Annotated in this window: 24 protein-coding genes and 2 pseudogenes; 16 read left to right on the top strand and 10 right to left on the bottom strand. The window is 41.8% G+C overall.

The features are described 5' to 3' along the window. Window positions 1–24: 24 nt before the first annotated feature. Entirely contained in the window at window positions 25–1,437 is a 1,413-nt protein-coding gene (locus tag HQQ94_RS09430; RefSeq protein WP_173294173.1) for a PLP-dependent aminotransferase family protein, read from the bottom strand. 140 nt (window positions 1,438–1,577) lie between these two features. Between HQQ94_RS09430 and HQQ94_RS09425 the strand changes: the two genes are divergently transcribed. The 10 genes from HQQ94_RS09425 to fabV all read left to right on the top strand — a co-directional run bounded on the left by HQQ94_RS09425 (window position 1,578) and on the right by fabV (window position 11,908). Continuing rightward, window positions 1,578–2,474 (top strand): EamA family transporter, encoded by an 897-nt coding sequence (locus tag HQQ94_RS09425; RefSeq protein WP_173294172.1) that lies wholly within the window; start codon window positions 1,578–1,580, stop codon window positions 2,472–2,474. Between the two features lie 287 nt (window positions 2,475–2,761). Further along, complete coding sequence (locus tag HQQ94_RS09420; RefSeq protein ID WP_309247281.1) at window positions 2,762–3,196, top strand: nitronate monooxygenase; 435 nt, start codon at window positions 2,762–2,764, stop codon at window positions 3,194–3,196. Window positions 3,197–3,554: 358 nt separating this feature from the next. After that, a complete protein-coding gene (locus HQQ94_RS09415) occupies window positions 3,555–4,577 on the top strand; it encodes a transposase (protein WP_173294171.1) in 1,023 nt (340 codons plus the stop codon). Between the two features lie 209 nt (window positions 4,578–4,786). Further along, on the top strand, window positions 4,787–4,963 hold the full coding sequence (locus tag HQQ94_RS09410; RefSeq protein WP_173294170.1) for a hypothetical protein: 177 nt from the start codon (window positions 4,787–4,789) through the stop codon (window positions 4,961–4,963). Between the two features lie 305 nt (window positions 4,964–5,268). Continuing rightward, window positions 5,269–6,906, top strand: coding sequence for an ABC transporter substrate-binding protein (locus HQQ94_RS09405; RefSeq protein ID WP_173294169.1), 1,638 nt, complete (start codon window positions 5,269–5,271; stop codon window positions 6,904–6,906). Next, window positions 6,906–7,937 carry an ABC transporter permease subunit gene (locus HQQ94_RS09400; RefSeq protein ID WP_173294168.1) on the top strand — a complete coding sequence of 344 codons (1,032 nt, stop codon included), beginning with the start codon at window positions 6,906–6,908 and terminating at the stop codon, window positions 7,935–7,937. Before HQQ94_RS09405 ends, HQQ94_RS09400 begins: the two co-directional genes overlap by 1 nt. After that, window positions 7,924–8,814, top strand: coding sequence for an ABC transporter permease subunit (locus HQQ94_RS09395; protein ID WP_173294167.1), 891 nt, complete (start codon window positions 7,924–7,926; stop codon window positions 8,812–8,814). The genes HQQ94_RS09400 and HQQ94_RS09395 overlap by 14 nt, the downstream gene beginning before the upstream one ends. A gap of 12 nt (window positions 8,815–8,826) precedes the next feature. Next, entirely contained in the window at window positions 8,827–9,840 is a 1,014-nt protein-coding gene (locus tag HQQ94_RS09390; RefSeq protein WP_173294166.1) for an oligopeptide/dipeptide ABC transporter ATP-binding protein, read from the top strand. Next, on the top strand, window positions 9,815–10,603 hold the full coding sequence (locus HQQ94_RS09385) for an ATP-binding cassette domain-containing protein (RefSeq protein WP_173294165.1): 789 nt from the start codon (window positions 9,815–9,817) through the stop codon (window positions 10,601–10,603). The genes HQQ94_RS09390 and HQQ94_RS09385 overlap by 26 nt, the downstream gene beginning before the upstream one ends. Before the next feature lie 102 nt (window positions 10,604–10,705). Beyond that, window positions 10,706–11,908, top strand: coding sequence for an enoyl-ACP reductase FabV (fabV, locus tag HQQ94_RS09380; protein ID WP_173294164.1), 1,203 nt, complete (start codon window positions 10,706–10,708; stop codon window positions 11,906–11,908). Window positions 11,909–12,520: 612 nt separating this feature from the next. Here fabV and HQQ94_RS09375 read toward each other — a convergent pair. The 3 genes from HQQ94_RS09375 to HQQ94_RS09365 all read right to left on the bottom strand — a co-directional run bounded on the left by HQQ94_RS09375 (window position 12,521) and on the right by HQQ94_RS09365 (window position 14,030). After that, window positions 12,521–12,955 (bottom strand): MarR family winged helix-turn-helix transcriptional regulator, encoded by a 435-nt coding sequence (locus tag HQQ94_RS09375; RefSeq protein WP_173294163.1) that lies wholly within the window; start codon window positions 12,953–12,955, stop codon window positions 12,521–12,523. After that, the gene (locus HQQ94_RS09370) at window positions 12,948–13,364 is read right to left on the bottom strand and encodes an SRPBCC family protein (RefSeq protein ID WP_173294162.1); all 417 of its coding nucleotides are present in this window, start codon (window positions 13,362–13,364) and stop codon (window positions 12,948–12,950) included. The genes HQQ94_RS09375 and HQQ94_RS09370 overlap by 8 nt, the downstream gene beginning before the upstream one ends. A gap of 105 nt (window positions 13,365–13,469) precedes the next feature. Beyond that, window positions 13,470–14,030, bottom strand: a complete 561-nt coding sequence (locus HQQ94_RS09365; protein WP_173294161.1) for a TetR/AcrR family transcriptional regulator — start codon at window positions 14,028–14,030, stop codon at window positions 13,470–13,472. A gap of 133 nt (window positions 14,031–14,163) precedes the next feature. Here HQQ94_RS09365 and HQQ94_RS09360 point away from each other — a divergent pair, with 133 nt between their 5' ends. The 3 genes and pseudogenes from HQQ94_RS09360 to HQQ94_RS09350 all read left to right on the top strand — a co-directional run bounded on the left by HQQ94_RS09360 (window position 14,164) and on the right by HQQ94_RS09350 (window position 16,525). Further along, entirely contained in the window at window positions 14,164–14,688 is a 525-nt protein-coding gene (locus tag HQQ94_RS09360) for an HPP family protein (RefSeq protein ID WP_173294160.1), read from the top strand. 372 nt (window positions 14,689–15,060) lie between these two features. After that, a pseudogene (locus HQQ94_RS09355) lies at window positions 15,061–15,222 on the top strand (bifunctional NADH-specific enoyl-ACP reductase/trans-2-enoyl-CoA reductase); the annotation flags it as partial. An 802-nt stretch (window positions 15,223–16,024) separates the two neighbouring features. Beyond that, window positions 16,025–16,525 carry a hypothetical protein gene (locus HQQ94_RS09350; RefSeq protein ID WP_173294159.1) on the top strand — a complete coding sequence of 167 codons (501 nt, stop codon included), beginning with the start codon at window positions 16,025–16,027 and terminating at the stop codon, window positions 16,523–16,525. Between the two features lie 427 nt (window positions 16,526–16,952). On the opposite strand, the gene HQQ94_RS09345 is transcribed toward HQQ94_RS09350, so the two are convergent. Beyond that, entirely contained in the window at window positions 16,953–17,996 is a 1,044-nt protein-coding gene (locus HQQ94_RS09345; RefSeq protein ID WP_173294158.1) for an IS110 family transposase, read from the bottom strand. Between the two features lie 215 nt (window positions 17,997–18,211). Between HQQ94_RS09345 and HQQ94_RS09340 the strand changes: the two are divergent. After that, a pseudogene (locus HQQ94_RS09340) lies at window positions 18,212–18,480 on the top strand (alpha-amylase family glycosyl hydrolase); the annotation flags it as partial. A gap of 59 nt (window positions 18,481–18,539) precedes the next feature. Here the strand turns inward: HQQ94_RS09340 and HQQ94_RS09335 are convergent. After that, window positions 18,540–18,707: a DUF2496 domain-containing protein gene (locus HQQ94_RS09335; RefSeq protein WP_173294157.1), complete on the bottom strand. Its 168-nt coding sequence runs from the start codon at window positions 18,705–18,707 to the stop codon at window positions 18,540–18,542. A 114-nt stretch (window positions 18,708–18,821) separates the two neighbouring features. On the opposite strand from HQQ94_RS09335, the gene HQQ94_RS09330 reads away from it, so the two are divergent. Together HQQ94_RS09330 and HQQ94_RS09325 are read left to right on the top strand one after the other, a co-directional pair. Next, window positions 18,822–19,061 (top strand): hypothetical protein, encoded by a 240-nt coding sequence (locus HQQ94_RS09330; protein WP_173294156.1) that lies wholly within the window; start codon window positions 18,822–18,824, stop codon window positions 19,059–19,061. Window positions 19,062–19,256: 195 nt separating this feature from the next. After that, window positions 19,257–19,706, top strand: coding sequence for a universal stress protein (locus HQQ94_RS09325; protein WP_173294155.1), 450 nt, complete (start codon window positions 19,257–19,259; stop codon window positions 19,704–19,706). 71 nt (window positions 19,707–19,777) lie between these two features. On the opposite strand, the gene HQQ94_RS09320 is transcribed toward HQQ94_RS09325, so the two are convergent. From HQQ94_RS09320 to HQQ94_RS09305, 4 genes are all read right to left on the bottom strand, one after another. Further along, complete coding sequence (locus HQQ94_RS09320) at window positions 19,778–20,692, bottom strand: pseudouridine-5'-phosphate glycosidase (protein ID WP_173294154.1); 915 nt, start codon at window positions 20,690–20,692, stop codon at window positions 19,778–19,780. Further along, window positions 20,686–21,774: a PfkB family carbohydrate kinase gene (locus tag HQQ94_RS09315; protein ID WP_173294153.1), complete on the bottom strand. Its 1,089-nt coding sequence runs from the start codon at window positions 21,772–21,774 to the stop codon at window positions 20,686–20,688. Before HQQ94_RS09315 ends, HQQ94_RS09320 begins: the two co-directional genes overlap by 7 nt. A gap of 215 nt (window positions 21,775–21,989) precedes the next feature. Then, window positions 21,990–22,460: a YaiI/YqxD family protein gene (locus tag HQQ94_RS09310; RefSeq protein ID WP_173294152.1), complete on the bottom strand. Its 471-nt coding sequence runs from the start codon at window positions 22,458–22,460 to the stop codon at window positions 21,990–21,992. Window positions 22,461–22,558: 98 nt separating this feature from the next. Then, on the bottom strand, window positions 22,559–23,137 hold the full coding sequence (locus HQQ94_RS09305) for an alkylphosphonate utilization protein (protein WP_173294151.1): 579 nt from the start codon (window positions 23,135–23,137) through the stop codon (window positions 22,559–22,561). Window positions 23,138–23,185 lie beyond the last annotated feature (48 nt).

Below are 23,185 nucleotides of genomic sequence, written 5' to 3'. Positions count from 1 at the left end.
AAAGCATCGATCAACTGATAAATATTAGCCTGTTGTTTTAATTAGCCAACATAATCGTATTAATTGTTGATAAGCACTGGTTTTATCATCACTATAAGTCAAGGGCCAGCCACAATTTATTCGAATGCAATCTAGGTAAGCATCATGGGTGCTAAAGCTGATACCACTGCGAATATCCACTTCTTGTTTATTGGCTTCAGTTTCTAACTTAAAGGCATCGATACCCGGTATTTGTAACCAAAGCACCATGCCTCCCTCTGGCAAGCTAATCCTGGTATCAGCTGGTAGATTTGCCATTAAAAAAGCCCTATAGGCATAAATTTGCAAATTAAGCTGCTGCCTTATTCTATTCACATGACAACGATATTCCCCTGAGTGAATAAACTCAGCCAAGCTTAATTGCATCAGCCCATTGACTCCAAAACAAGTAACGGCATGTTGCTTTATATAATCAGCAAGATAGCGTCCAGGTAAGCACCAGCCTAAACGTAAACCCGCAGCGAGCGTTTTGGAAAAAGAGCCACACCAGACAATATAACCCTCTTTATCCCAATATTTAGCGGGTAATGGCGGTTTTCCCTGATGAGACAATTCGATATAGACATCATCCTCTATCATAGGCACCTGATATTGATTCGCCAAGCTAGCCAGTTGCTGCTTTTGCTCAATAGGTAGTGAACAACCACTAGGATTCATATGAGAAGTGCTAAACAAACTCGCGTGAATACGTGATTCCTGTAAACAGCGCTCATAAAAAACCAAGTCTACACCATCCTCAGAACAGGGGATTTCGATGATTTTACGTGATAAGACCACCAGCAAGTCTAATAACCCACTAAAACAAGGAGAGCTTATTGCGATGGTATCGCCAACCTGAGTGAGGGTTTCTATCGCAATGCGTACCGCGTCAATACAACCATTGGTGATCACCAAGTTCTTGGCTGAAAAAGCAAAATGGTCGGTTCGAAAGTGCTCTGCGATTGCCTGTCTTAACGAGGCTTCCCCTTGGGGATCTGGGTAACAAAATAAACTTTTATGATGACGTGAAGTGACTCGTTTAATGCATCTTTGCAGGGCTTTTGTCGGCTGTAACTCCGGCGCTATCATCGACGTGCCAAGGGGACTAAAAAACTCGGAACTGGCGTTATAACCCAAAGATGGAGAATACTGTTTAGGATCGCGAGATTCGCTTTGTAAAGCCGTTAATTGAGGAAGCCCATCTTGCTCTAACGTATTAGCCACAAAATAACCGGCCTGGGGCCGCGCATAAATCCAGCCATGTTGCATTAAGAAATCATAGGCCCTAGTCGCTGTCGTCAAACTGACATTATGTTGCTTAGCAAGCACTCTCAACGCAGGTAAGCGACTGCCTAAGGGCAAGCGCTGCGCCTTAATGGTTTCAATATATTCATTTGCAAGAGATTCATAGAGCGTCAAAAGGTATTCCTCATTCGGTTAAGCCACGCATTATCACTTAAATTGTACTCTACTTTTTGTCAAAAATTGAATCTGCATCCCTAATGATTAATTCATTATACTTTGGCAACTGAAACAAGCTTATGAATAAGGGACATACTATGAAAAAACGCGATCTATGCCTACTCACCGCCCTAATGGCCCTTTGGGGAGTTAACTTTAGCGTGATTAAACTCGGCGTGAATAACATTGACCCCATCTTACTGACTGCATTACGTTTCACTTTTGCTGTTTTCCCCCTTATTTTTTTTATTAAAAAACCTGATGTTAAGTGGCGCTATCTCATCAGTTATGGCCTAACGTTTGGCATTGGAGTCTGGGGCCTCACCACATTGGCTATCGATTCAGGTACTTCCTCCGGTATGGCATCACTACTGTTAGATATGAGCGTGGTATCCAGCCTTTTTATTGGCTACTTTTTTCTTAATGAAAAACTCAGTTTTAATAAACTTTCAGGGGCAGCTTTAGCACTTATTGGTCTTGTTCTTATCATGCAAGAACAAGGGGGTAACGTGTCTCTTAAAGGTGGGGTATTGGTATTAGTTGCCTCTCTATTTTGGAGTATTAATGGCCTCATTGTTAAACGTGCCAATACCCGATCTATCTTTGCCTTTAACTTATGGGCCATGTTGTTTGCCCCACTACCTTTGTTGCTACTTGCCGTACTAACCCATGGAATGGAAGTCATGACCAACTTACCACGGGATTTAAATGTATCAGCCCTGTTCTCGGCACTATTTCAAGCCTACCCTACCACCTTATTCGGCTATTGGTTATGGAATAAAATGATCCTGAAGTATGACCTTTCTAGCGTGGCTCCTATGACATTACTAGTACCTGTTTTTGCCATACTAGCGGGGTATTGGTTCTACCAAGAGGCCATTACTTTAGTGCAAGTATTGGCCGCAGTATGTATCTTACTGGGTTTATTTATCAGTCAATTACAAGCAAGTATTTACCCTTTCTTATTTCAAAGTCACGCCAATGATCAAAATTGACATGAGTTAGCGAATCTATCGCTTGCTGCGTGTGCCGTGCAAGGATGCACCAATGTCGTGAAGGCTGGATGCCTAAGAATGACCTTATGTGCAGACACTTCTGCGAGACGACGCAAGCACTTCCGTGTGGGCTCTGCCAAAACAAACAAGGTCCATATTTAACGGCCAGTTCGGCATCCCAGCCTCTCGTTCGGAGAGGATAACTTCGTGATACCTCACCCTGTTTTGAAAGCTCACAGCCGAATCTATACCTATTATTTCAAGCAAGATAAAGTTATGCCTGTCCCATCTCTTTCTTTGGTGGCTGTATTAATCGAGGGGAGCAAGTGCGTGCAGCAGAACTCATGGGGGCCGATTTGGACTATGTCGGTACCCGTTTTATTAACACGCTGCAAAGCCGAGCTCCTCAAGGTCATCAACAGATGATCATTGATGCAATATCGACAGATATTATTCATACGCCAGCGGTGACAGGGGTACATTCAAATTTTATGAAACAAAGCTTAGCAGCAGCGGGTTACGACATGCAGGCGTTGTTGGAGCCTGGTAGTGTGAATTTTGGGGCTAAGTTAACCCCAACGGGGAGTGATTCATCCAAAGCTTGGCAAGATGTGTGGTCTGCAGGGCATGGTGTGGCTGGGATATTTGATACGCCAGATTGTGACACACTGATTGATCAGATGATTGAAGAGTATGCCAATACATTTATGCCCCAAAGTTAGTTGGCCTTCGAATGAAGGCTAATTACATTTATTGTTGTGGTCGAGGTTATATTGGTATCTGGTAGGTGATTCAAGGTCTAAACTTCATGGTTATCTATCGCTTGCAGCGTGCTTATGTGCAGCTACTTCTGCGAAACGCCGTCAATTCGTCCATGAAGGCTTTACCAAAACGTCCATGTTTTGGAAACTCGCAGCCGTATCTACACCTGTTAATTTCAAGAAAAGGTGTCTCTTCGATTTGGCTTTATTGGTGATTTATCTAGGGAATAAAGTTGGGACAGCCAAATCTTTTGTGCTTTAGCATATCCTCTACTAGCCTTTACGTTACTTCAACTACGTATTGTTCAGGATAACGATCATGACGTCAGCTAGAAGAACCCTCATTGATGCAGAATCAACGCCGTTTTATCACATAATAAATCGTTGTGTAAGAAGGGCCTACCTATGTGGGGAAGATAAGCTCACTGGGAAAAGTTATGAGCATCGTCGCGGCTGGATTGTCGATAAAATCAAAGCGCTTTCGAACATATTTTGTATTGATATATGCGCTTATGCGGTAATGAACAATCACTACCATTTAGTGCTTAACATTGACATGGATAAAGCCAAGTCTTTGAGCCACCGTGAAATAATTACCCGATGGTGCCAGATTACCAAGGGCCATGATGTAGCCACTAAATACATGAATGGTGACGCTTTGATTGAAGGAGAGCGGATACTTCTTGATGGTTTACTGACTGAGTGGCACGAGCGTTTATCTAGCATATCCTGGTTTATGCGCTGCCTAAACGAAGAGATTGCCCGTAGGTCCAACCGTGAAGATGAGTGTAAAGGGGCTTTCTGGGAAGGGCGCTTTAAGTCACAAGCTCTACTTGATGAGCAAGCACTACTCGCCTGCATGATGTATGTTGATTTAAACCCTATCAGAGCAGGAATAGCCGACACACTGCAAGCTTCTGATTATACGTCGATTCAGGAGCGCATTAACGCGCTAAATACACCTGATAAACCAAATAATGATGAATCAACACTCATCCCGAGTGAGCGACTCAACCCCCTTGCCAAATTTGATGGTGCAGCTCATTTAGCACCTCAATCAGGGATCCCATTTCATTTCTGTGATTATTTACAACTTATCGATTGGACTGGCAGAGCAATTAGGCCAGACAAAAGAGGGTTCATCGACGCCAGTCGTCCTAAATTACTTGATGAACTTGGTATATCATCCGATGCCTGGATCACCTCAGCAAAAGAGTTTCGCCGCCAATACAGTGGTATTAGTGGTCGCTGGGATGCCATGTGTGCCTTCAAAAGGCAGCATCACAGTGGTCAATGGTGCAAAGGTAAGGCCTGTAGCGATGCACTTCACCCCTCGCCTTAGTCGTATATTACTGAGATCGAGCAATCATCTACAAATACTTGGAAATAATTAGGGGTTTCGAATAAACCAAGGTACTTTTTCTAATCTAGTCGACACGGTTTAAAGTAATGCCACTAAATCATTTGTGTCCATAATCGTGTCAGCAACCATAAAACTTCAATCGAAGAAACCATGCTTTGCTTTACTCTTGTTGATAAGAGCAGGTGTAGATGAAGCTGCGGCCGTTGGTGGCATGGCCGTTCTATAACATCCCTGTTATCACGGCATTTGTGAATCCATTCACATCAGATGCCACGGTAGAGCCCACATGGATTGTGCTTGTGGCGTGTCACAGAAGTGTTCGCACAGTTCTCGCCGGACAGGCGTTAGACATCAATATTGCTTAGGTCATTGGCAAGCTAACCCAATACCAAACCTGCTCAATAAACCCAAGCTAAAAAGAGACTTGAAACTTGTTATCCGACAAGTGAGGTATCGCCCTGCTGCAAGCAATTAACACCAATATTGCTATGGTGATCAGCAAGCCGACCAAACACCAAACCAGTCAAATGAACCCAAGCTAAAAAGGTATTTCCAACTTGTTACCTGCACCTTAATCATGCCAATTAAGATTAAATACCCGATGTGCATTGCTCATCCGTTCATAGCACTGTTAAAATGATGATCAAAATCCAGAATAAATGAATACTTGATGAGAATGCTGCTAAAGCGTCTGTCTAATTACGCCATGTTAACCAGTATCGGTTGGCTCCTTGTTGGTTGTGGCCCTAGGCTTGTGCCTCCGGGTTTAGTGTATTGCTCTGAAGGGAATCCTGAATCCTTTAACCCTCAGTTAGTGACTTCAGGCACCACGGTCGATGCAACCTCACAGCAGCTCTACAATCGCCTAGTCAATTATGACGCCAAATCGGGCCAGATCATACCTTCTTTAGCCACTCAGTGGCACATCAGTGACGATGAACTCATTTATACTTTCACCTTGCGTAAAGAAGTTAATTTTCATCAATCCAAGGATTTTACTCCCACACGGCAGTTCAATGCTGATGATGTGTTATTTTCTTTTAATCGCATCATCGATACTGATCACCCTTATCATCAAGTGTCTAAAACGGGTTATCCTTTCTTTCAAAGTATTGGTTTCGACAAACAAATAACCCTGATCGAAAAAATATCAGAGAATAAAGTCGCTTTTCACCTAACGAGTAAAGATGCTTCTTTTCTGTCAAATCTCGCATCGGGTTTTGCAGTTATTTTATCTGAAGAATATGCACAAGTGCTCAGCCAGCGTGATGAGAAAGAAAAAATAGACAGATCACCGATTGGCACAGGCCCCTTTAAACTGGTTAAATATGTTAAAAATGGCTATATTCGTTACCATCGTAATGATCAATATTGGCGGACATTACCTAAGTCAGAAATGTTGGTTTTCGATATCACCCCTAAAAGTACTTCGCGACTAGAAAAACTGATCACGGGAGATTGTACTGTATCAGCGCTGCCAAAGGCCGGAGAATTAGAGGTGGTGTTAGCCCACGATGAGTTAGTCATAGATTCACAACCTGGTTTTAATGTCGCCTTTTGGGTATTTAATACGCAAAAGCCCCCCTTTGATGATGTCAGAGTCAGAAGAGCCTTAGCCCATGCCGTCGATAGAGATAATATCTTGCGGGCGGTATACCAAAAAACAGCCGTTAAGGCGACAGGTCTATTACCGCCAATGTCGTGGGCATATTCAGCAAACAAACCCATCATCCGTTATGATCCTCAAGAAGCGAAGCGGTTACTGAAAGAAGCTAAAGTCGTCGACTTAAACTTGGACATATGGGCAATGCCGGTTGCTCGAATTTACAACCCTAATGCGTTAAAAACAGCAGAACTCATTCAAGCCGATCTGGCCAACATTGGGGTTAACGCTAACATTATCAGTTATGACTGGAGTGTCTTTAACCAGAAACTCACCCAACACGACTACGATTCAGTGCTCATCGGCTGGACGGCTGATAATAGCGATCCAGATAATTTCTTTACCCCAATACTCAGTTGTTCATCCATGAGTACTATCAGTAATCGTGCTCATTGGTGCCACCCTGATTTAGATTTGATTTTGGCTCAAGCACGATCAACCACCAATACCGACGAACGTAAAAAATTCTATCAAGCAGCTGAGGCCATTTTTGCCTCACAACTCCCGATGTTACCATTGGCTCATGCCACCAAGCTTGCTTTTAAGCACAAAGGAGTGACCGAAGTTAAATTGAACCCCTTTGGCGGCATTTCATTTACTGGCACCGACACCAATCAAGTTGACAAGCTAGAGGGAGAGCGATAATGGCACGTTATCTTATGCGCAGGCTTAATTTATTTTTAGCCACCTCTTTAGTATTATTTGCTGTTTTATTTATGGTCACTAAACACTTCCCAGTTGAACAAGAGTTCGCACTCACTGGTATCTTGTCTCCTAGTGTTCAACAAATGGCACAAATAGATGCTGATTTTAAATTAAGCAGTAGCGCCTTTAATCAATTCACCGCTTATTTATATCAAAGGCTTAGCGGCGACCTAGGGATATCGGCAACTTCGCAACGCCCCGTCGCAGATGAACTTGCCTCGGTACTTCCCGCCTCATTCGAATTGGCCAGTGTCGCTGCCACCTTAGCCCTCATGTTAGGACTGCCTTTGGGCGTCCTCGCATCACTGAGCCGACATAAAATCACGCAACATACCATCATGGCTATCACACTCACAGGTTATTCTATTCCTGTATTCTGGCTGGGATTGACCTTATCGCTGTGGTTTGGTGTCCAGCTGGGTTGGCTGCCCATCTCTGGCAGGCTGAATTTACTGTATGAAATAGAACCCGTCACTGGCCTAGTATTAATAGACACGTTAATCTCTAACTCGCCCTACAGTACTTCGGCCTTTGTCGATGCGATTTTACACATTATCTTGCCCGCTATCACGCTCGCGGTATTGCCTTTCACTGTTGTTGTCAGGATCACTCGCTCAGCCATGATAACCATTATGGATCAAACCTATATTAAAGCGGCTGAAGCCAGAGGTCTGCACACTTACCGTATTGTATTACGTCATGCACTGCCGAATGCTGTGATCCCTGTTATTAAAAATTTAGGCTTGATGTTAGGGGCTTTTGCAAGTTATGCCATGATAGTTGAGGTCATTTTTTCCTGGCCGGGGGTCGGTAATTGGCTTGTTTCAGGTATCTATCAACGTGACTACACGGTTATTCAAGGCGGTGTACTTGCCGTTGCCTTAAGCATCATCACCCTCAGTATCATGATTGAAGTGCTGCACACGGCCATGAACCCTCTCAGCAGGAAAGCGCTCTATGACTCAAATTAAAATCTACCAAGAAGGCGAGATCCCCTCTCCCACGCGTAGGATCTGGCATACCTTTGCTGAAAACCCATTTGCATTTGCCGGTTTATGGGCTGTCATTGGCTTACTATTACTGGCAGTATTTGGCCCTTTGATCGCGCCTTATTCCGCTGAATATCAAGATCCTCGCGCCCTACTATTAGCTCCCTCTTGGAATGCAGCGGGGACCGTCGAGCACTTTCTAGGCACTGATGACTTAGGCAGAGATATCTTCAGCCGATTACTTCATGGCGCACACCTCACTTTTGGCGTTGCCTTAGCTATCGTGTTAACGTCGCTTATGCTTGGTTTTATTATCGGATCGATTTCAGGCATGATGAAAGGATTAAAGGCCAGTATTTTAAGCCATTTACTCGATGCTCTGCTGTCAATTCCATCGCTATTAATGGCCATATTGGTCGTCGCAGTAATGGGACCTGGACTTGATAATGTGTTTTGGGCTGTGGGAATTGCTCTCACACCACAATTTGTTCGTGCAACACATCAAGCCATACAGGAAGAATTGCAAAAAGAGTATGTTAAAGCTGCCAAACTTGATGGTGCGAATCGAATACAGATATTTTGGTATGTTGTGATGCCAAATGTGTGGGATACGATTATCATACAAACAACCTTAGGGATCTCAGCGGCCATTTTGGATATTGCTGCATTGGGCTTCCTTAACATAGGTGCACAGGCTCCCAGCCCTGAGTGGGGAGCCATGGTTTCACAGGGGATGGACAATATTTTAACTGCACCTTGGACTGTGACCATTCCTGGAGGCGCTATTTTATGTAGTGTCCTTGCCATTAATTTAGTCGGTGACGGCTTAAGATCGGCATTATCGCCGATCAATAACTAAGTCTAATTTTATATGCCATTACTTGATATTCGTCATTTAACCATAGAACTCGACACTCCTCATGGGCGCGTAAAAGCCCTTGAGCGAGTCAGTTTAACCGTCAACGCTGCCGAAATTCATGGCCTAGTGGGAGAGTCAGGCTCGGGACGAAGCCTTCTTGCTCGGGCTATTTTAGGGATCCCGGGACATAATTGGAAAATTACCGCAGATCGCATGATGTGGGACGGGCATAACTTATTGGAAATGAGTTCAAAACAGCGTCGTAATTTAATGGGTAGCGAAATATCAATGATATTTCAAGATCCATCGAGTAGCTTAGATCCTGTTATACGTGTGGGCATTCAGCTAATAGAAGCGATGCCTGCCCACAAAAAAAAACCATTCTGGCACAGAGCAAAAAAGCGAAAACAGACCGCCGAAAAGTGGCTACATAAAGTCGGCATAAAAAACACCGAAAAAGTCATGTCGAGTTATCCTTGGGAGCTATCAGAAGGAGAATGCCAGAAAGTCATGATAGCCATGGCCGTTGCCAATCAGCCCCGTTTATTGATTGCCGATGAACCAACGAATTCCATGGAAGTGCAAACTCAAGCACAAATTTTCAGGCTATTGAGTAAACTCAACCAATTGCAAGGATTGTCGATACTGCTCATTAGTCATGAGTTAGAAACCTTATCACGGTGGTGTGATCAATTATCAGTCATGTACTGTGGTCAGATCATGGAATCAGGGCCGACATTAGAAATCATCGCTCAACCCTACCACCCCTACACCAAAGCCTTACTGGGGAATATTCCAAGTTATGCTGGCTCTGTCGCGCACAAAAGCATCATGCCCACTTTACCGGGATCAGCCCCAGCCTTACAGCACCTTCCTATAGGTTGCCGTTTAGGACCGCGATGCCCAGAAGCACAAAAGAAATGCGTCAATAAACCTAATCTTTGCCATAAAAAAAATCGCTATTTTGCATGTCATTTTCCTTACACTAAAGAGCAATGTAATGACGATCCCACTCCTACAAGTTAATGAGTTAAGTAAGCGCTTCGACACTGGTTATAAGGGAGTTAAACGGACCTATAATCAAGCGTTACATCCGGTCTCATTTGTCTTAAATAGAGGTGAAACCTTAGCAATAGTCGGAGAAGCAGGCTCAGGTAAAAGTACCCTTGCTCGTATTCTTGTCGGTGCGGACGTGAGAACAACGGGAGAGATACTTTTCGAAGGTGAAGCCTTGGAATTACGCAATCTCAAACAAAGATGCAAATTAATTAGGATGATATTCCAAGACCCTAACACCTCACTTAATCCAAAATTAACCATTGGTGCCCTGCTTGATGAGCCACTTAAGTTCAGTACAGATCTCGGCGTCAAAGAACGAAAAGCAGAAGTCACAGATAAATTAAGAAAAGTCGGATTATTGCCTGAGCATGCCGAGTTTTACCCCCATATGATCTCTGCAGGCATGAAACAGCGCGTCGCGGTTGCCCGTGCGTTAATGCTTAACCCAAAAATCATTATTGCCGATGAAGCCCTAACAGCACTGGATCTCTCGGTTCGCTCGCAGATTTTAAATTTATTGCTTAAACTGCAAAAAGAAATGGGACTCTCCTACATATTTGTATCGCATAACCTCAATATTATTCGCCATTTCAGCGACAAAATCATGGTATTACACAAGGGAAAAATGGTTGAAAAAGCCACCACAGAAAACCTGTTTAATTCACCTCAACATGAATACACCCAAAGGTTACTCCAACAGCAAGACTTACGAAGTCATAAGCGGGGATAACTGCTCCAACCACTTGCGATTTTATAATTTTTAATCAAAAAAAAGTGCCTTTTACCCTTTGATTAATTATCCTATCGTCACTTTTTTAAGAGAAGCAGAAAAATGATAATCAAACCTAAAACACGTGGCTTTATTTGCACCACCACTCACCCTGTTGGTTGTGAAGCTAATGTACTCGAACACATCAATACCACGAAAGCTAACGGTGCCATCGCAAACGGCCCTAAAAAAGTATTAGTTATCGGTTCTTCTAGTGGATATGGTCTATCTTCACGTATTGCTGCCGCATTTGGTAGTGGCGCTGCCACGCTAGGTGTCTTTTTTGAAAAACCTGGCACAGAAAAAAAACCTGGCACAGCAGGCTGGTATAATTCTGCCGCATTCGATAAATTTGCTAAAGCCGAAGGTCTTTACTCTAAAAGTATTAATGGTGATGCCTTTAGCCATGAAGCTAAACAAAAAGCCATTGAGATTATCAAAGCCGATCTGGGTCAAATAGACATGGTGGTTTATTCGCTGGCTTCTCCCGTGCGAAAACTGCCTGACTCAGGGGAACTTATTCGCTCATCGCTTAAGCCTATCGGTGATACCTATACCGCCACCGCAGTTGACACCAATAAAGATCTCATCATTGAAACCAGTGTTGAACCAGCAACAGAGCAAGAGATCCAAGATACCGTCACGGTCATGGGCGGCGAAGATTGGGAGCTTTGGATAGCTGCCCTTGCTGAAGCAGGTGTTCTTAGTGACGGCTGTAAGACGGTAGCATACAGTTATATTGGCACTGAGCTCACTTGGCCTATTTACTGGCATGGCGCGCTTGGCAAAGCCAAAATGGACTTAGATCGCGCCGCAAAATCGCTCGATGATAAGCTTTCAACCGCAGGTGGCAGTGCCAATGTAGCCGTGCTTAAAAGCGTGGTAACCCAAGCCAGCTCTGCCATTCCTGTGATGCCTTTGTACATCGCGATGGTCTTTAAAAAGATGCGTGAAGCAGGCTTACACGAAGGCTGCATGGAGCAGATTAACCGCATGTTTACCGAGCGCTTATACCGTGAAGATGGTCAAGCCCCCCAGGTTGATGATGCCAATCGTCTACGTTTAGATGACTGGGAACTACGTGAAGAGATCCAACAGCATTGCCGCGACTTATGGCCATCGGTCACCACGGAAAACTTAAGTGAATTAACCGATTACCGCGAATACAAGGAAGAGTTTTTGAAACTCTTTGGTTTTGGCATCGATGGCGTTGATTACGATGCTGATGTTAATCCTGACATTAGTTTTGATGTTGAGCAGTTTTAAGCCAGGATCGGTATTTAAGTTAATCAGTGTCTAAGTAAATGACTGACATCAACACCACACAAACGTCACTTTTACGGTTGCGTTTGTGTGGTGTTGAGCATACAAGTAAAGGCCAATTAACGATCGCAGTCTATGTGCTTGCTATGTGCTTATTTTGTCGCGACTACATCCTGACCCATTTTTGCCCCCTTTATCAGCTTTGCAGGCTAAAAGACCATCAAGCTGAATAAATATTTTGCTTTAGAAAAGCTAATGTGAAGGTTTTTTGTGTAATCTATAAAGTTATGCCTGTCCTATCTCTGTAACGATGCTGATGTTAATCCTGACATTAGTTTTGATGTTGAGCAGTTTTAAGCCAGGATCGGTATTAAAGTTAATCAGTGTCTAAGTAAATGACTGACATCAACACCACACAAACGTCACTTTTACGGTTGCGTTTGTGTGGTGTTACGAATTAAACTAAATGATATTGTTGAAGTATTAACTTCTAGCTAAGATTGCACCAGTGGGATTGTTAAAAGTCGTACTTTCAGAGTTATCTCTCGCTCAAAGAGTTCCACTGTGCGGAACTTCGCCTTGAAATCCAAGCTCACAGCCACGATGATGTCAATGTCATTCATCTCTAATCTCTTGAAGAAGAGAAATGAAAAGAGTCTTCCTATGTTTTAAACGACTAAAATATTGCTGATCGAGTTGTTCAATTAGCATTAATGCTGTTTTTGTCAAAACCTCACCATTTGGAGAGAGCTTGAGTAAAAAACTACGAGAATCCAGAATGTTTTTGTCCTTCATGATTAACGCTCTTGAAACTAGGCTTTTCAAAGACTTAGATAATGCCATTTTGTCTAAACCTGTAATACACACAATTTCTGCTTGTGTTGATCGTTTTTGGTTTTCTTTACACCATAGTATTGACGCTAGTATCACGAACTGAGTATGGTTTATATTCAAAGGCTTAAGTATCTTTAAGACTTCCGAATGCCACCGAGTATAAACAGTCCAAAACTGTAAACCCACACTATCAGACGGAAGTGCATCTTTAAACATTACCCTCTGCCCTTATTTTTAATCCTTGGAGAGTTAATGGGAGTCCCTTATGAATTTGACTACCGACTAGCTTTCCAAATAAAAAGCTAGTTAATCCCGAAAATGTAACTTTATGAATCACTTCGGTAATATCCCCTTTCACTATCAATTCATGTTCAAATGACAACAAACAAAATGGAAGTTTACTTGTTACAATGAAAGATTGGTTTGGCACCACCTGTGTAAGTTGGATCCTTGATTTAGGTCCATTTTTTGGCGTAATAGTACCACTTGCCCCCATTTCAAAGACCCCGGTTAAATAAGAGTCTTTAACCTCTTCATCCCATTGGTTCCAATTATCAACATCAACATATAAAGCATAAATGTCATTAGCTGGGGCTTTAATAACAATGCGTTCTTCAAATATCATTCTTGTTCCCTGCTGTGTTTGAAATAAACCGTAATATAGTAAACTAGTTTACCATATTACATAGGGAAGCACGCAACAACTGTTAATCACTATTATTTGTCTCCGTTAACAATCTGTTTTAGATAACGTTTGCATTGAAAATCGATATATTGATCTAAACAAAGTGATATCATCGAATTCGGCTCGTACAATCATGCCTTCAATGAACGTCATAATGGATTCGGCCTTTGACTCCATTCGGCGCTCATCGTCATCTAGGTTACTTGAAATAATCTCCTTGATCAGTCCCTTAAGCCACTTCTTATGCATAAATGCAGAATCTGCAATGACTACATCGGACACGTTAAATTCGGACATAGCATGCATAAACATGCATCCATGAAAATCCTCTGCATTAAACCAATTAAAGTGCCAATCAATAAGCGCATCCAATTTTTCTTCCATGGTCATGTCAGGATAGATCACGCCACCGATATTATTTTTGAAACGTAAATGCCTTCGAATAAGAACGGCCAGTATCAATTTATTTTTTGACCCGAAATGACGATACATAGAGGTTTTCGATACACCAGCCGTATCGCGAATAAGGTCAACTCCAACGGCTGTATAGCCATTCGCATTAAACAAAGATTCGGCAGTGTCTAATATCTGTTCTTTTGTGCCCATCTCCAACTTTCCTATTTTTTAACATAAAACGGTTGCATCGCATGTACAGATCGGTATCATCAAACATGTACAGGTCTGTACCAAAATGTAACATGTCATCAATTTAAGGTATACCGTTATTTTTAAGGAAAGAATGATGAATAAACTAAAAGGCGCTGGCTCTCCCCCTCCACGCCCTACACTACTCCAACTTTTAAAAGGCTTAATTGGTGGTACACTTGGTATTCTTTGTTTGTGTCTTCTTGGCCAGTATTCAGGGGTTCCCTGGCTAATGGCACCATTCGGCGCCACATGCGTTATCCTGTTTGCTGCACCAACATCACCTCTTGCCCAACCAAGAAATGTTATCGGTGGTCACTTGATTGCAGCATCTGTGGGTCTAGCGGCACTCTACGGGTTGGGTAATTCATATATCATCATGTCACTAGCAGTCGGCGTCGCAATCATGGCAATGCAATTTTTTCGTGCGTTGCACCCACCGGCTGGGGCAAACCCAATCCTTATCATTCTTGCGGGCAAGTCAGCGGTCAGTTTGGGCTTCTTAGTTACTCCAGTTCTTGTTGGTAGCGTGCTGCTGGTTGTTATCGCATATTTTATAAACAACTATGGTGCGAAAGATAGCTGGCCTGTCTACTGGCATGGATTTGGAAAAAAATAACAATAATGGCTATGCCTTTAACTAACCTTGTCTCTATTGAAGATTGTAGATGCCGAACAGTTTTAAGCCAGGATCGGTATTTAAGTTAATCAGTGTCTAAGTAAATGACTGACATCAACACCACACAAACGTCACTTTTACGGTTGCGTTTGTGTGGTGTTGAGCATACAAGTAAAGGCCAATTAACGATCGCAGTCTATGTGATTGCTATGTGCTTATTTTGTCGCCACTACATCCTGACCCATTTTTGCCCCCTTTATCAGCTTTGCAGGCTAAAAGACCATCAAGCTGAATAAATATTTTGCTTTAGAAAAGCTAAGATGTGAAGGGTTTTTGTGTAATCTATAAAGTTATGCCTGTCCTATCTCTAGCCGCGACCTATGGCCGTCAATCACCACTGAAAACTTAAGCGACCTCACCGATTATCGCGAGTATAAGGATGAGTTTTTGAAACTCTTTGGCTTTGGCATCGACAGTGTGAATTACGACGCCGATGTGAACCCAGAAGTTAACTTTGATGTTGAGCAGTTTTAAGCTCAAATCAGTATCTGAGTTGTTCAATAGCTAAACACCCATCAAAACGTCACTTAACCGTGACGTTTTTTCAGTTTCGAATAAAACTGGATGGTATTGTTGAAGTATTAGCTTCTAGCTAGTTTAATGTTATACGCGACTATTAAAAGCCATATCGCTATCTTCCCCTTCTTAGGGGAGTAAGAGGAAGGAATGAAAACAAAATTAAAAGTACAAGAAACAATGAGGAAGTTAGTAAATAAATTTATTGAATTACCTTTATCTGAATGGGACTCCAACCTCATCAATAATGAGCATTTTCTAATAGATAACAAAGATTATTATTTCTCTTTCTAACACTGATAAATATGCCTAACTAAAATTGACGAAGAATCAATTAAATATAACCAACTTACTTTATCAAAGCTTAATTATTGTTAAGTTTAGTACCATGATTTAATGACATAAACTCCAGCAACAATTATAAAGATATAATGTAACGCAATTGTGGGTGGTCACGTTGCTTTGTTAAAATTGGTGGTGTTGTAACTCTAGCAGATTCAACCTTGATGTACTGCACGAGAATAGGCACCGATAGTAGCGAGTCACTTGCTTTACAGAGCTAAGTTGGTAACATGTTATTCATATATCAAAGCGTTGCTGTTCGGATGTGTCTATAACAATACTCTTAGATTTACGGTCGACGCAGCTCGCTTCTAGGAAGTATTTAAGATGTGAGAGTAAAGATGGTTTTTATCTCTATCTGACACACAGCTACTTTATTCAACAAAAAGCACCTGATGACCCGAGCGAATAATATCATATGAAAAATTTCCATAGTGTACTAAATTGTTTCTTCGGAAAGAGTAATCCAGATCTAAGTGATAGAGATGCAGAATTTGGGGTTTTAACCGAGCAAGTAGAAGAAATGCTTGAACTGCTCACTTTAACTAATTGTAATAGTGTCGATAAAGCGCAGTTAAAACAGGATATTATCTGGGCGTTTGATCAAGATAATATTTTTTGGCGTGAGCTTGATATGGAAGATGGCGTTCCTTATCACTCCAGCGAAGGTTACAGTGGTCTTGCAGCTATAAACTGGGAAATGTACTTTAGCGATGAATTTAACCTGTGTTCAATTAGAGGCGAAGATTGTCATCATGTAGAAATGTTAATGCTATTAGTTAAAAAGCAAATATGGGATCGTATCTTTCCTGAAGAAAGATTACCCAACTATCAGCAACCTGAATCAGGGCAGCTAGCTGGTTTTGGCGACCGCTATTTAACTAAAATTAAACCATGGAACAACTGGATTCTAGAATAACAACAAAACGGCTAAAAAAATAACAATACATATATGGACGCTCCCGGTTAGTCAAGGTAATACTCATCTAACCAAGGTATTTTTGACCTTAGTTTCTTTGTTAACTATGACCTCTCGTTACGTGTTTATTGACTGACTCTTTTCGCTTTAAGCGATAGTGCTGACATATATACGGGCTTAACACGTTCTCTTTTTAGAGAAAATGCGCGCCTGATGAATTCCGTACCTACACACCTAAAAGTATTTGAACAGCCAGTCGGGTTATTAACCCTTGTCTCTAACGGGTTTATGTAGGATGAACTGAGTCTTTTCTCATCAATTTAACACTTACCTAAAAGGTGACTATCAAGCGCTCACAACAGCCACTCGGGCTCAGTACAGGCCCTTGTCTTGAACGAGCTTTGCTTGATAGTCGATACCGTTAACATTATCGGACGCACAATATTATCTCTGCCGTTTGGCCGATTTGTGCTTGATAACGTGTTTGTTTTTTCAATAATATCCACATCAACCTTGCCAGTTTATGTGCTGTCGCTACTGCGGTCTTATTAAAGCCTATTCGCGCTTTTAATTGGGTTATCCATTGGTTGAGTGCATCATCTTTTTTGTGTGCATGACTGACAACAGTTCTCGCCCCATGGATGAGTTGTTTCCGTAAATAGCTGTCACCACGCTTAGTAATACCATAAATCTGGCTTTTATTTCCTGAGGCATATTGCCTCGGTGTTAGCCCAAGCCAGACAGCGAGTTCTTTAGGGGTATTAAAAGCCTGGCCTTTGTCGATACAAGCTTCAAAAGCGGAGGCTATTACATGACCAATACCCGGTATGCTGAGCAGTATCTGTCCTGTTTCGGTTTGCTCTACCTTCTGTTTTATCAACTTATTGAGGTCTTTGAGTTGCTTAGTTATTTGCAAGTATTCATCATAAACTTGGTTGAGGAGATATCTGAGTAAAGGTCTCTGCTCACTGTCATTGATAATATCCCAGATGTTTTGTTCAAAAGCGGTAAAACCTTGTGGAAAAACAAAGCCAAAATCAACCAATAATCCTCGAATTTGATTGGTGCAAGCGATACGCTGTTTGATTAACCGGTCTCTTATTCTATGCATCATCAAGACCTCTTGCTGAGCCTCTGACTTAATTGGCACAAAACGAATATTAGGTCTTGAACTTGCTTCAAAGATAGCTAATGCATCGTTACTGTCATTTTTATTCCCGCGAACAAATGGGGTAACATGTTGAGCGGGTATCAACTTAACGTTATGGCCAAATTGTAAACCGACACGGCCCCAATAGTGGGATGAATAACAGGCCTCCATAACCACAGTACAAGCAGGCGTGTTGCATAACAGCTCTTTAAGCTGATTTCTGTTCAGCCGTTTGTTATAGACTTTCTTAGCATCTGCAGTCATTCCAAGTACTTGGAATACATTCTTTGCAAGATCGATAGCAATAGTGGTAACTTTCATAGTGGACGCTCCTTAATGTAACTGAATAGTCAATATCAGTTTGGCGCATTGACGCCGAATTAGGGAGCGTCCATCTCATCAGCCATAATTATTTTGCTTGCTAGCATTAACCAAACCAACGGGATAAAGTCGGGACAGCCATATCTTTTGTGCTTTAGCACATCCCCTACTAGCCTTTAAGTTACCTCAACTTAGTTTTGCGCAGGTTGGTGGTGATGACTTCAGCTCGAAGACCCCTTATCGATGCAGAATCGACTCCGCGTTACCACATTATAAATCGTTGTGTTAGAAGGTTTTTTTGTGCGGAGAGGATAAACTCACAGGTAAAAGCTATCAGCATCGACGCGGCTGGATTGTCGATAACGTTAAGGCGCTATCTGCTCTTTTTTGTATTGATATCTGTGCTTATGCAGTGATAAACAATCACTATCATTTAGCCCTTAAAATCGATACTGACAAAGCCAAGTTATTGAGTCATCGTGAGAAGTGTTCGTACATCATAAAAATGCGGCTTACTTTCAACAATATTTACTTTGTGAAGATTTAAGTGTTAGACAATTTACTTTTCAAATCTGACGCAACGATTTCAAGTGCAGACAAAGCAACTTGTGAATCTATGTTATGACTCTCAAAAAAATAAATGAGCTCAACGGCAAGTTTAATCTCATCGCTAGCCCCTTCAATTGAACTCGTGTCTGTTTCTTCGGACATGAAAATTTTCCCTATTTTAAGACTTTATTCAAACAACTCAGACATGCACAATACTGCACCTTGAAGTCATTTGAGTGTATAATGCTATCATTATTAAACTAAACAAGAATACTCATGACTACAGAGACTCACAAAATCGACTTTTCCATGATAAACAAAACCACAGCAAAGTCATTTAATGAACAAAAAAATCTGATTAAACGTCTCTTTAAAGGCAATAGTGTATTGTGTGAAACATGCAAACAACCACTTAAGTTAATCGTTCCAATGGAAAAAGACACAGGCAAAAAATACGGCGTATTCTGCAAAAAACACTGCACAAATATAGAGTTAGAACTGGAATTAATCGTTTAATTTCACATTTCACACCCTTACTTTAACTCAACATCAGTAATACCAACTATTTCTTCAAACAGTAAGTCAATTTTTCTTAATCTTCGCCTTAACTTTACTCAATATTATCCTTTGCCAATATCGCTTAATCTGATGCTAAAGACACGACATTATCGTCGTTATCAATCCTGACTCAGCCAATATAAGTGAATAATCATGAACTACAAACACATTCTTTTGTCAGTAGCATTAAATAAAGATAGCCATATCATTTTAAAAAAAGCTGCAATGGTCGCTAAACAAAATCAGGCTTATCTAAGTGTGATCCACGTCGATTTGGATATACCTCATACCTTCGAAGGCATGCTTGTAGTTGATTTTGAACAAAGAGATCGCGAAATAAGACAGAGATCGATGACTTTAATGGACACGCTTATCAGTTCACATAATATTGAAATTAAAGAGCATATATTTCACAGTGGTTACATTGACGATGAAATTATCGACAGCGTCGAAAAATACAATATAGACCTTGTCATAATGGGGCACCACAAGTCGAATTTTATCAAACAAATGCTACTTTCTCCCAGCGAACCCATACTTCGTCATATACCATGCGACCTTATGTTCATTAAACTCGATGATAAAACATCTTCATCCATATAAAGAAACACACCAATAAAAAAGCGTCATGAGACGCTTTTTTATACCACATTAGTGGGTTAACCTAATACTGGTTATTTCGCATATTCTATCGCGATTTCAGCTGCGAGTTTAGCATTGTTCAATACCAATTCAATATTTGCCTTAAGGCTCTTACCGTGTGTCTTTTCAGCCACTTTAGTTAACAAAAAAGGAGTCGAAGCCTTACCTGATATACCTTGTTGTTTCATTTGAGCCAACGCATCTACAATAACATCATCAATCATGCCGCGATCGAGTTGATGCATTGCCGGAATAGGATTAGCAATGACAACGCCTCCTTTGAGACCCATCTGCCATTTAGCCGTTAATGCTGCTGCGATCTGCTCAGCACTATCAAGCCTATAATCGACGCTGAAATCACTTTCTCGAGTATAAAATGCTGGTAAAGTATCCGTTTGATAACCAATGACAGGCACACCTTGAGTCTCTAAATATTCAAGAGTCAAACCAATATCTAAAATAGACTTAGCACCAGCACACACCACAGCCACATCAGTATTCGCCAATTCCTGTAAATCAGCAGAAATATCAAATGTCTGCTGAGCATCTCGATGCACTCCACCAATTCCCCCAGTAGCGAACACTTTAATCCCCGCCATCGACGCTAAAATCATGGTCGATGCTACCGTCGTCGCACCATCAGCTTGTTTAGCAACAATAAAAGGAATATCACGGCGACTGGTTTTAATCACATCTAAGCCTGCCTTGCCTAAATACTCGACTTCTAAAGGAGTCATTCCAACCTTTAATTTCCCCTTTAAGATGGCGATAGTAGCCGGTATTGCACCATGATCTCTGATGATTTGCTCAACACGTAATGCCGTTTCAACATTTGGTGGGTAAGGCATGCCATGGGTAATGATGGTCGACTCTAATGCAACAACAGGCTCGCCTGCCGTCAAAGCAGCTGCAACTTCAGGTTTTATGTCCAGGTACTGCGCTAACATATTGACTCCTTGATAACACGATTAACTGATATTTCAGACATATTCGGATTGATCGTAGCTAGATGTGAAAGGGCCACAATGGCTGCCGCCATAGCAAACTTGGTCGCCTGTCCGATTTCCCAATTCTGCAACCAGCCGTGGGCAAGACCGGCAAGAAAAGCATCGCCAGCGCCATTGGCATTCACCATGGGAACCTCAACAGCTGGAATTAACGCTTGGTTTTTGCCATCACTATAAAAAACACCATCAACGCCTAAGCTTAAAAAAATACGGTGGACCCCCTGCCCATGAAACCAATCACTTAACTTGGGGAGTTCACTATAATCGGCAATAGTGATCCCCGACAATTGTTCAGCTTCCTTAAGGTTTGACTTTAATGTGTGAATCGCACTAAGAAAATGCATTAGCTTTTTAGCTTTGACACACGATACCGTGTCGACAAAAATGGGCCTGTCAGAGAAATAACTCAATAAATACTCAAGCGCAGAGTCTGCAAGATTTGTATCTAATATTATCAAATCTGCTCGACTTAACATCGCTTTATGGGTCTGTAGCACCTCGACATTTAGACAGTTAAGTATCGCCATATCATTGATCCCTACATGCATATCATTATCACCGTTAAGTACCGATAAATAAATCGATGTTGGATCGTCAAGTTGTAAGCAAGCTCGCATGTCTACCCCCGATTGCACACACTGCTCTACAATAGCCTGACCATAAGTGTCTTTTCCAACGGCACTAAGCAAACAAGTCTTAGAACCTAAGCGTGCTAAATTTTCAGCGATATTTCGACCCACACCTCCTGGCGAACAAGTCACTCTACCCGGATTAGAATCGCCTATGAGTAACCTTGATAATGGACTGCCTAAAATATCCATGTTCGCCCCCCCCACCACAACTGCATAGCGATTTTCTCTGGGAACATCGTCCTTCCCCTCGATGAAACCACGATCGGTAAGACTGATAATATATTCAGCCACACTAGCGCCGCTGAGCCCTAACCGATTTGCCAAATCTTGTTCCGCTATCAGGGGGGACTTGTTAAGTATCGCCACTATCTGATTTTCATATTCCGTCATCTTAATTATCCAATTTACCCATCAAAACAGTATTTAGCAGTAAGCTTAATATCCATTGGTATAATAAAGTCCTGAAAATAGGCTGAAGAATAATAAAATTCAAGTAAAACAGTAGATAACCATATACAAATAATGAAAATGACCTACAAATAGGAAGATAATTCAAGTAACATTTATCACATTGTTGTCGCAGTGTTCCTCTTTGGTAGGGGGAGTTAACTAGGCTTGCAGTCAATCGGTTTGTGATGTTTAGTCACAAACCGATCTAATTGATTACCAAACGCCTGCTTTTCACTCGGTCCAATCGCCGCAGGACCACCGGTATGTACCCCACTGGCGCGCATGGTATCCATAAAATCACGCATATTGAGTATCGACTTAATATTTTGCTCAGTGTAAAGCTCACCACGAGGATTGAGTGCCACCCCGCCTTTATCTATCACCTCTGATGCTAAGGGAATATCAGCAGTGATGACTAAATCTCCTGCAGACAAACGCGCAACAATTTCGTCATCGGCCACATCAAACCCCGATGCTACCGTTACCATAGTAATAAACCGCGATGGTGGTATACGTATCGAATGATTGGCCACTAAAACAACGTCCACTTTTGCTCTATCGGCCACTCTGAATAACATCTCTTTTATCACCCCAGGGCAAGCATCAGCATCAACCCAAATTTTCATCTATTTTCCTTTTTGTCATTCTAGTATTTAACACCATAAAAAAAACCGCTACCATCGACAAGATGGCAGCGGTATATCACCACAACAAATAATGACGATTACTCTTCACCTACTGGCACTTTTTTAACGAAGCAAGTCAAAATAACGATACGCGTACCATTAACACGACCTTCGATGTGCTCAGGATTGTTTGTTAACGATATCCCACGGACAGTGGTGCCACGCTTAGCGGTAAAGGTGGTGCCTTTAACATTCAGATCTTTAATAATCACCACATTATCACCCGCCTCTAATAAGGCACCATTGCTGTCTTTATGAGGCACAAAATCTTCATCGACTTCTTCAATACCCGCTTCAGCCCACGCTTGTGTATCCTCATCAAGATACAAGATATCAAGCAGATCTCGTGCCCAGGCTTCTGAACTTATTTGTTTTAGCATGCGCCATGCCATCACCTGCACCGCAGGCACTGGCGTCCACATACTCTCATTGAGACAACGCCAGTGATTCATGTCAACAGTCGATATGTCTTTGATTTGACCAGTACAAGTGTCACAAATCATGATACGTGCATCACCATAGCCTGTAGACTCTGGTAACTCAAAGGCGGCCAATGTAGATTCACCGCCGCATAATTCACACTTACCGCCACAACGGCTTAATAATTCTTTCGTCATCTCAGTCTTATCTATCAAAAGTTAATAATTAATTATTCCAAATTGTAA

The sequence above is a fragment of the Shewanella sp. VB17 genome, from assembly GCF_013248905.1.
Classification (GTDB): domain Bacteria; phylum Pseudomonadota; class Gammaproteobacteria; order Enterobacterales; family Shewanellaceae; genus Shewanella.
This window is presented reverse-complemented; position numbering and strand designations above follow the sequence as displayed.